Here is a 9,295-nt window from a genome sequence, read left to right on the forward strand (position 1 = left end):
GGGGGGGGGGGGCGGGGGGGGCCCCCCGGGGGGGGGTGGGGGCGGGGGGGGGGGGGGCCCCCCCCGCCCCCGGGGGGGGGCCCCACCTCCCACGCGTGGAGAATCCGCGAGCGAGGAGGGTGTGCCGGCGCCCGCGTACGCGGCACGACCCGTTGGACACGCCTCAGGGGCCCTGGTCGACGGAAGCGTCGCCAGGGCTCCTTGATGTCCGAATTGAGGGAGAGGTTGCCTGTCTGCCCTGTGGCATGCGCTACAAAAGACGTGTTCCGTTTGGGGATTGACACCGGCCGCGTCTAGTTTCATCCGGGCTGTTCGTCGGGCAGTGCGCCGCATCCGCGGCACCGGACAGTCATCGCCGAGTCCCCGTACGGCGCGAGCCAGGGGAGCCGGGGACCCAACCACGCAGTCCCTGGGGTGAATCGGGCGCCCGCGCGTGTCGCGAGGGGGCCCGTAGGAGACCTTCCTGCTCCGAACCCGTCAGCTAACCCGGTAGGCGAGAGGGAAGGAAAGGACCGCATCACTTCATGGCGTTCACCTGCGCCACCGGGAAGCACCGTCGTCCCAGCCGGATGAAGCGCACCACCGCCCGCGCGGCGGGCATCGCGGCGCTCACCACCACCGGCGTCATCGGCACCGCGGCCTCCGGCCCCGCCCTCGCCGCGGAGATCCCCGCCGAGCAGACCGGCCTCATCCCCGTCGTCACCATCGGAAGCACCGTCGCCGAGCAGATCGACGACCAGGCCGCCGCGCAGAAGCAGGCGGCCCAGGAGGAGGCCGCGCGCAAGCTGGCCGCCGAACAGGCCGCGGCGAAGGTCAAGTTGGAGCGCGAGGTCCGGGCCCGCGCCGCCCGTGCGGCCGAGCGCAAGCGCCTCAACACCTTCGTGGCGCCGATCAGCGGCTCCTACGTCTCCACCGGCTACAGGTCCGGCGGCTCCCTGTGGTCCTCCGGCAGCCACACCGGCATCGACTTCCACGCCTCGAGCGGCACTCCCGTGCACGCGGTCGGGCTCGGCACGGTCGTCGAGGCCGGCTGGGGCGGCGCCTACGGCAACCAGGTCGTGATCCGGATGAACGACGGCACGTACACCCAGTACGGCCATCTGTCGTCCATCAGCGTCTCGGTGGGCCAGAAGGTCACCCCGGGGCAGCGGATCGGCCTCTCCGGCGCGACCGGCAACGTCACCGGTCCGCACCTGCACTTCGAGGCCCGTACGACCCCGGAGTACGGCTCGGACATCGATCCGGTCGCCTACCTCCGCAAGCACGGCGTGAACGTCTGACGACGCACGGCGACACATCGTCAAGCCCTGGCCCGAGCGGCCGGGGCTTTCGCCGTTTCACGCGCCCCGCTGTCCAAAAAATATCCCTGGATTCCGGCCTGCCATCGGAAATTCCGGCTCATTGCAATAGAGTCACTGAACACACGTCAATCGTCGACGTTTCACGGGGATTAAGGCGGAGGTCGGTCATGCGTGTTCCGGCGCACTCGGTATGCACGGCCATCCGGGACGACATCGTCGCGGGTGTCTACGAGCGCGGCAGCCGCCTCACCGAGGAACTCCTCGCCCGTCGCTACGGCGTCTCGCGCGTCCCCGTCCGGGAGGCGCTGCGCACGCTGGAGGCGGAGGGCTTCGTCGTGACGCGGCGGCACGCGGGCGCGTGCGTCGCCGAACCGACCGAGCAGGAGGCCGCCGACCTGCTGGAGATGCGTATGCTCCTGGAGCCGCTCGGCGCGGCCCGGGCCGCCCAGCGCCGCACGGAGGCGCACCTGAAGGTGCTGCGCGGCCTCGTCCGGCTGGGCCAGGAGCGCGCCAGGAGGGGCAACAGCGACGATCTGCGCTCCCTGGGCGGCTGGTTCCACGAGACGCTCGCCCAGGCCTCCGGCAGCCACGCCCTGACCTCGACACTCACCCAGCTGCGCCACAAGATCGCCTGGATGTACACGGCGGAGGCGCCGGCCAACCCCGTGGAGTCCTGGACGGAGCACGGCGCGATCGTCGACGCGGTGGCGCGCGGCGACGGCGAGCGCGCGCGGGCGATCACCGCGCTGCACACCGAGCGCGCGACCTCCGCGCAACGGCTGCGCTTTTCCGGCGGGGACCGCCCGGACCGTGTGAGGACTTCGCAACACGTCGTAAACATGTCGGGCCTGCGGCATTAACACGGACGCCGTATACAAAGAAGGGATATTCGGCGGAGCCGTATTTCCGCTGCCCTTTTCTCGCGCGCCCGGAATTTTCCGGTGACGCGCTCTCGGCATGCTCGCGGACTTTTCTCCGCACGCCTCCGCAATTTCTCCGCAGTGTCCGAGCGGAAACGGCGGAGCCGCGCCGCCCGGCAAGGGGCGACGCGGCTCCGCGCGTGCTGTGAGCGGGACTCAGACGGTCTCGGGGAGCTCCTCGAGACCCTCGGAGACCAGCTTGGCCAGCCGGTCGAGGGCCGCGTCCGCGCCCTCGGCGTCGGACGCGAGGACGATCTCCTCGCCGCCCTTGGCGCCCAGGCCGAGGACCCCCAGCATGGAGGCCGCGTTGACGGGGGTGCCGCCTGCCTTGGCGATCGTCACCGGGACGCCTGCGGCCGTGGCGGCTCGGACGAAGATGGAGGCGGGGCGGGCGTGAAGGCCCTCGGCCCAGCCGACGTTGACGCGGCGCTCAGCCATGTGATGCTGCCCTTCGGTGTTCAGGGTTGTCTAGACCAGTGTTCCACACGTGAAGCGTGCCCGGAACGGTCCTGCGTCCCGTTCCGCCGTGGTCGCCGGGTCGCGGCCTCGACCCGACGTTCCGCCCTCCACAGACTGCCCCGCGCCGTTGTCGTACGCGAGCCGTACTCTGGGCCCCATGCAGAGCGCCTCGGACCGGCACGAGTACCCCGCCCACTGGGAAGCCGACGTGGTGCTGCGCGACGGCGGCACCGCGCGCATCCGCCCCATCACCGTCGATGACGCCGAGCGCCTGGTCAGCTTCTACGAGCAGGTCTCGGACGAGTCGAAGTACTACCGCTTCTTCGCGCCCTACCCGCGTCTGTCCGCCAAGGACGTCCACCGCTTCACGCACCACGACTTTGTGGACCGGGTGGGACTCGCGGCCACGGTCGGCGGCGAGTTCATCGCCACCGTACGCTATGACCGCATCGGCGCCGACGGTCTGCCCGCCTCCGCGCCCGCCGACGAGGCCGAGGTCGCCTTCCTCGTGCAGGACGCCCACCAGGGCAGGGGCGTGGCCTCCGCCCTCCTGGAACACGTCGCGGCCGTCGCACGCGAGCGCGGCATCCGCCGGTTCGCCGCCGAGGTCCTCCCCGCCAACACCAAGATGATCAAGGTGTTCACGGACGCCGGATACACCCAGAAGCGCAGCTTCGAGGACGGCGTCGTCCGCTTGGAGTTCGACCTCGAACCCACCGAGCGCTCCCTGGCCGTGCAGCGCGCGCGGGAGCAGCGCGCCGAGGCCCGCTCCGTACGGCGGCTGCTGACGCCCGGCTCGGTCGCCGTCGTCGGCACCGGCCGCACCCCCGGCGGTGTCGGCCGCAGCGTCCTCGGCAACCTCCGCCAGGCCGGCTTCACCGGACGCCTGTACGCCGTGAACAAGGCCTTCCCGGAGGACCTGAAGGAGCTCGACGGGGTGCCCGCCCACCGCTCGGTGCGCGACGTCGACGGACCGGTCGACGTCGCCGTCGTCGCCGTCCCCGCGGAGCACGTCCCCGAGGTCGTCGCCGAGTGCGGCGAACACGGCGTACAGGGACTCGTCGTCCTCGCCGCCGGCTACGCCGAGAGCGGCCCCGAGGGACGCGAGCGCCAGCGCGAACTCGTACGCCACGCGCGCGCGTACGGAATGCGGATCATCGGCCCCAACGCCTTCGGGATCATCAACACCTCCCCGGAGGTCCGGCTGAACGCCTCACTGGCCCCGCAGATGCCGCGGCCCGGCCGGATCGGCCTGTTCGCCCAGTCCGGCGCCATCGGCATCGCCCTTCTCTCCCGCCTCCACCGGCGCGGCGGAGGCGTCACCGGTGTCACCGGCGTGTCGACGTTCGTCTCCTCCGGCAACCGCGCCGACGTCTCCGGCAACGACGTCCTGCAGTACTGGTACGACGACCCGGACACCGACGTCGCCCTCATGTACCTCGAATCCATCGGCAACCCCCGCAAGTTCACCCGCCTCGCCCGGCGTACGGCGGCGGCGAAGCCGCTCGTGGTGGTGCAGGGCGCCGGTTCCGCCCCCCAGGGCCACACCGTGCGGGCCACGCGGCTGCCGCACGCGACGGTGTCCGCGTTGCTGCGGCAGGCCGGCGTGATCCGCGTGGACACCATCACCGAACTGGTGGACGCGGGTCTGCTGCTCGCCCGCCAGCCGCTGCCGAGAGGTCCGCGGGTGGCCATCCTGGGCAACTCCGAGTCGCTGGGCCTGCTGACCTACGACGCCTGCCTCTCCGAGGGGTTGCGCCCCCAGCCGCCGCTGGACCTCACCACGGAGGCCTCGGCGGAGGACTTCCACGCCGCGCTGGCGCGTGCCCTGGGCGACGAGACCTGCGACGCGGTCGTGGTGACGGCGATCCCGGCGATCGGAGAGGTGTCGCCCGGCGACGCGGAACTCGCGGAGGCCCTGCGCTCCGCCGCGGCCACCGGCCCCGCCAAGCCGGTGCTCGTCGTGCACGTGGAGCTCGGCGGCCTCGCGGAAGCCCTGTCGGCCGCGACGAGCACCGCCCCACGCGCGCGTGCCGCCGCACCGGACGCGGGGACACCGGGCGCCGGCCCCGGACCCTCCCCGGTGACCGAGGCCCCCGAGGGCGCCCACCTCATCCCCGCCTACCCCGCAGCCGAACGCGCGGTCCGCGCCCTCGCCGAGGCCGTGAAGTACGCGCAGTGGCGGCGCGAGGCCGCCGACCCCGGCAAGGTGCCCGAGTACGAGGACATCGACGAGAAGGGCGCCGCCGAGCTCATCGGCGGACTCCTCGCGCGCGGGCAGGGCCTCACCCTCGGCACCGACGAGACCTGCGAGCTGCTCGGCCGGTACGGCATCCCTGTCCGCCGGGCCGTCCCCGCGCCGACCCCGGACGAGGCGGCGCGGGCCGCCGGCGCGCTCGGCTACCCCGTCGCCCTCAAGGCCACCGCCCCCCACCTGCGCCACCGCGCCGACCTCGGCGGCGTCCGGCTCGATCTCGCGGACGAGGAGCAACTGCGGCGCGCGTACGCCGAGTTGACCGAGCTGTTCGGGAACCCGGCGGAGATGCGTCCGGTCGTCCAGGCCATGGCCCCGCGCGGGGTCGACACCATCGTCCGCGCGGTGATCGACCCGGCGGCCGGAGCCGTGCTGTCGTTCGGCCTCGCCGGGCCGGCCTCGCAACTGCTCGGCGACATGGCGCACCGTCTGATCCCGGTCACCGACCGCGACGCGACCTCCCTGGTCCGCTCGATCCGGACGGCACCCCTCCTGTTCGGCTGGCGCGGCTCGACGCCCGTCGACACCCCCGCCCTGGAGGAGCTGCTGGTACGGGTGTCCCGCCTGGTCGACGACCACCCGGAGGTCGTCGCGGTCACCCTGGAGCCGGTCGTCGTCGCCCCGCACGGCCTGAGCGTCCTCGGCGCCTCGGTACGCCTCGCGCCCCCGCCCGCCCGCGACGACCTCGGCCCCCGCACGCTCCCCGCGTACTGAAGCGACGGCGAGCGGTCCCTCGCAGTCAGTGGGTCCCCGTAGGATGGACGGCATGGCCAAGACCAGTACGACGACCCAGGGGCTGCGTGCGGCGATCGAGCGCAGCGGCTACTACCCGGCCCTCGTGGCCGAGGCGGTGGAGGCCGCTGTGGGCGGCGAGCCCATCCGGTCGTACCTGGTCCACCAGGAGACCACCTTCGACCAGAACGAGGTGCGCCGGCACGTGACCGTGCTGGTCCTCACCGGCAACCGCTTCATCGTCAGCCACACCGACGAGCAGGCCGCAGACACCACCTCCCCGACGCCGTACGCCACGACGTCGACCGAGTCCGTGAAGCTCGGCCGGATCTCGTCGGTCGTGGTCAGCCGCGTGGTCGCCAACCCGGAGTCGTACTCACCGGGCACGCTGCCGCGCGAGGTCGTGCTGACCATCGGCTGGGGCGCCGTCTCCCGCATCGACCTGGAGCCGGCCGCCTGCGGCGACCCCAACTGCGACGCCGACCACGGCTACACGGGCAACTCGACGGCGGACGACCTCAGCCTGCGCGTCAGTGAGGCCGGGGACGGCCCGGAGACGGTGCGCCAGGCGCTCGCCTTCGCCCAGTCGCTCTCCGAGGCGACCGCGGACCTCACCCGCTGATGTCCCAGCTTGCCTCCTGGGACCACCCGGAACCCCTCGCCGTCTCCTCCGCGCCCGTCCCCGAGTACGGCTCCGGCTCCCTCGCCGACCTGCTGCCCACGCTGGCTGCGGGCATGGGCGTACCCGGCCTGACCGCGGGGATCCCGGAACTGACCGGGGCCGACCGCAACTGCGTCTTCCTGATCGACGGACTCGGCTGGGAGCAGATCCAGGCCCACCCCGACGAGGCCCCCTACCTGCACTCGCTCCTCGGCAGCTCGCGCGGCGGCACCGGACGCCCAATCACCTCCGGCTTCCCGGCGACCACCGCGACCTCCCTCGCCTCCGTCGGCACCGGCCTCCCGCCGGGCGCCCACGGCCTGCCCGGCTACACCGTGCGCAATCCGGCCACCGGCGAGCTGATGAACCAGCTCCGCTGGCAGCCGTGGACCTCGCCGCGCGTCTGGCAGCCGTACCCCACGGTCTTCCAGCTCGCCGACGCGGCGGGGGTGCATGCCGCGCAGGTGTCCTCGCCCGCCTTCGAGAACACCCCGCTGACCAAGGTGGCACTCAGTGGCGGAACGTTCCTGGGACGCCTGACCGGCGAGGAGCGCATGGATCTCGCCGCCGAGCAGCTCGCGGCCGGCGACCGCTCCCTGGTCTACACGTACTACGCCGAACTCGACGGCGCCGGCCACCGCTACGGCATCTCCTCCGACACCTGGCGCGGCCAGCTCATGTACGTCGACCGGCTCGTCCAGCGCCTGGCGGAGCAACTCCCGCCCCGCAGCGCCCTGTACGTCACCGCCGACCACGGCATGGTCGACGTGCCCTTCGACGAACAGCACCGCATCGACTTCGACGAGGACTGGGAACTGCGGGCCGGCGTCGCCCTCCTGGGCGGCGAGGGCCGTGCCCGCCACGTCTACGCCGTACCAGGCGCCGAGAACGACGTCCTGACCTGCTGGCGCGAGGTGCTCGGCGAGCAGTTCTGGGTCGCCTCGCGGGACGAGGCCATCGCCGCGGGCTGGTTCGGCCGGCCCGACCGGATCGACGAGCGCGTCCACGACCGCCTCGGCGATGTGATCGCGGCCGCCCGGGACGACGTCCTGCTCATCGCCTCCGAGCGGGAGCCGAAGGAGTCGGCGATGGTCGGCAACCACGGCTCGATGACCCCTGCCGAGCAGCTGGTCCCCCTGCTCGAAGTACGCTCCTGAAGCGCGCCCTCCGTTCTCCCTTGCCGAAAGGTGCTCAACTCCCCATGCCCGAGCTGGTGTTCTTCTCCGGAACCATGGACTGCGGGAAGTCGACGCTGGCTCTCCAGATCGAGCACAACCGTTCCGCACGCGGCCTGCAGGGCATGATCTTCACACGTGACGACCGCGCGGGAGAGGGCAAGCTGTCCTCCCGTCTCGGTCTGGTCACCGACGCCGTCGAGGTCGAGGACGGCCAGGACCTGTACGCCTACCTCGTCGACCACCTCTCGCACGGCGGCCGCGCGGACTACGTGATCGCGGACGAGGCGCAGTTCCTCGCGGAGGAGCAGATCGACCAGCTCGCGCGCGTGGTCGACGACCTCGGCATAGACGTCTACGCCTTCGGCATCACGACCGACTTCCGCTCCAAGCTGTTCCCCGGCTCCCAGCGGCTCGTCGAACTCGCCGACCGCGTCGAGGTCCTCCAGGTCGAGGCCCTGTGCTGGTGCGGCGCGCGCGCCACGCACAACGCCCGCACGGTCGGCGGCGTGATGGTCGTCGAGGGCGCCCAGGTCGTCGTCGGCGACGTCAACCAGGCGGACACCATCGGATACGAGGTGCTGTGCCGCCGACACCACCGGCGCCGGATGACGGCGGCGACGGCCCGGGCGGCGGCGCTGTCACCGGACGTGCTGCCGGTGCAGCGGGCCTAGTCTTCTGAGTCAGGAATTCTGTTCAGATGTGTAGGGTTGTGGGGTGGCGCGTACTGGGCGGCCGAAGGCCGAGTTGATCCTGTCGGATGAGGAACGGGCTGCGCTGGAGGGATGGGTGCGGCGCCGTTCCACGCCGCAGGCGTGGGCTCTGCGCTGCCGGATCATCCTGGCCTGCTCTACCGGCGCGTCCAACAAGGACGTGGCAGCGCAACTCGGCTCGACACCGCATGCGGTGGGCAGGTGGCGGGCGCGGTTCGTCGAGCACCGGATCGCGGGCCTGGGCGACATGCCGCGCTCGGGCGGGCCCAGGACGGTGACCGACGAACAGGTCGCCGCGGTGGTCACCAAAACGCTGGAGAGCACGCCGAAGAACGCCACGCACTGGTCGACGAGGGCGATGGCCAAGGAGTTGGGCATGTCGCAGTCGACCGTCTCGCGGATCTGGCGAGCCTTCGGCCTGCAGCCACACCGCTCGGAGACGTTCAAGCTGTCGACCGACCCGTACTTCGTCGACAAGGTCCACGACGTCGTCGGCCTGTATCTGGACCCGCCCGAGCGGGCCCTGGTGTTCTGCGTGGACGAGAAGTCGCAGATCCAGGCACTGGACCGCTCCCAGCCGGTGCTGCCGATGATGCCGGGTGTTCCCCAACGGGTCACTCACGACTACGTGCGGGCGGGAACCACGACGCTGTTCGCGGCCCTGGAGGTGGCCACGGGGAAAGTCATCGGCTCCCTCCACCGCCGGCACCGGGCCGAGGAGTTCAAGAAGTTCCTCATCAAGCTGGACCGAGAGATACCGCAGGGCCTGGACGTGCACCTCGTGCTGGACAACTACGCCACCCACAAGACCCCGGCCATCAAGACCTGGCTCCTGGCCCACCCCCGCTTCCACCTGCACTTCACACCCACCGGCTCGTCATGGCTGAACCTGGTCGAGCGGTGGTTCGCGGAGCTGACCAACAAGCAGATACGACGAGGCGTCCACAAGACCGTCCACGCGCTGGAGAAGGACATCCGCAGCTGGATCGCCATGTGGAACACCGATCCCAAGCCCTACGTCTGGACGAAGACCGCGGACGAAATCCTCGAACGCCTCGCCAGTTATCTGAACAGAATTCC

At 71.7% G+C, this 9,295-nt stretch carries 8 protein-coding genes and 1 riboswitch; of the genes, 7 read left to right on the top strand and 1 reads right to left on the bottom strand.

Translation table 11 applies throughout. From position 1 onward, the window contains the following. Window positions 1-343: 343 nt before the first annotated feature. A riboswitch (cyclic di-AMP (ydaO/yuaA leader) is annotated at window positions 344-511 on the top strand. 13 nt (window positions 512-524) lie between these two features. Both ACPT94_RS29605 and ACPT94_RS29610 read left to right on the top strand, forming a co-directional pair. Further along, window positions 525-1,280 (top strand): M23 family metallopeptidase, encoded by a 756-nt coding sequence (locus ACPT94_RS29605; protein ID WP_360343644.1) that lies wholly within the window; start codon window positions 525-527, stop codon window positions 1,278-1,280. Window positions 1,281-1,468: 188 nt separating this feature from the next. Beyond that, complete coding sequence (locus ACPT94_RS29610; protein ID WP_360343647.1) at window positions 1,469-2,161, top strand: GntR family transcriptional regulator; 693 nt, start codon at window positions 1,469-1,471, stop codon at window positions 2,159-2,161. Window positions 2,162-2,377: 216 nt separating this feature from the next. Here ACPT94_RS29610 and ACPT94_RS29615 read toward each other — a convergent pair whose 3' ends face one another. After that, window positions 2,378-2,659, bottom strand: a complete 282-nt coding sequence (locus ACPT94_RS29615; protein WP_360343650.1) for an HPr family phosphocarrier protein — start codon at window positions 2,657-2,659, stop codon at window positions 2,378-2,380. Window positions 2,660-2,837: 178 nt separating this feature from the next. On the opposite strand from ACPT94_RS29615, the gene ACPT94_RS29620 reads away from it, so the two are divergent. The 5 genes from ACPT94_RS29620 to ACPT94_RS29640 all read left to right on the top strand — a co-directional run. Next, complete coding sequence (locus tag ACPT94_RS29620) at window positions 2,838-5,648, top strand: bifunctional acetate--CoA ligase family protein/GNAT family N-acetyltransferase (RefSeq protein ID WP_360343653.1); 2,811 nt, start codon at window positions 2,838-2,840, stop codon at window positions 5,646-5,648. A 43-nt stretch (window positions 5,649-5,691) separates the two neighbouring features. Further along, window positions 5,692-6,288, top strand: a complete 597-nt coding sequence (locus ACPT94_RS29625; protein ID WP_360343656.1) for a DUF5998 family protein — start codon at window positions 5,692-5,694, stop codon at window positions 6,286-6,288. Next, entirely contained in the window at window positions 6,288-7,484 is a 1,197-nt protein-coding gene (locus tag ACPT94_RS29630) for an alkaline phosphatase family protein (protein ID WP_360343659.1), read from the top strand. The genes ACPT94_RS29625 and ACPT94_RS29630 overlap by 1 nt, the downstream gene beginning before the upstream one ends. Before the next feature lie 44 nt (window positions 7,485-7,528). Further along, window positions 7,529-8,176, top strand: coding sequence for a thymidine kinase (locus tag ACPT94_RS29635; protein WP_360343662.1), 648 nt, complete (start codon window positions 7,529-7,531; stop codon window positions 8,174-8,176). A 43-nt stretch (window positions 8,177-8,219) separates the two neighbouring features. Further along, on the top strand, window positions 8,220-9,295 hold a 1,076-nt coding region (locus tag ACPT94_RS29640), incomplete at its 3' end, for an IS630 family transposase (RefSeq protein WP_425247229.1).

It is taken from the genome of Streptomyces aurantiaciflavus (genome assembly GCF_049808595.1).
In the GTDB taxonomy this organism is placed as follows: domain Bacteria; phylum Actinomycetota; class Actinomycetes; order Streptomycetales; family Streptomycetaceae; genus Streptomyces.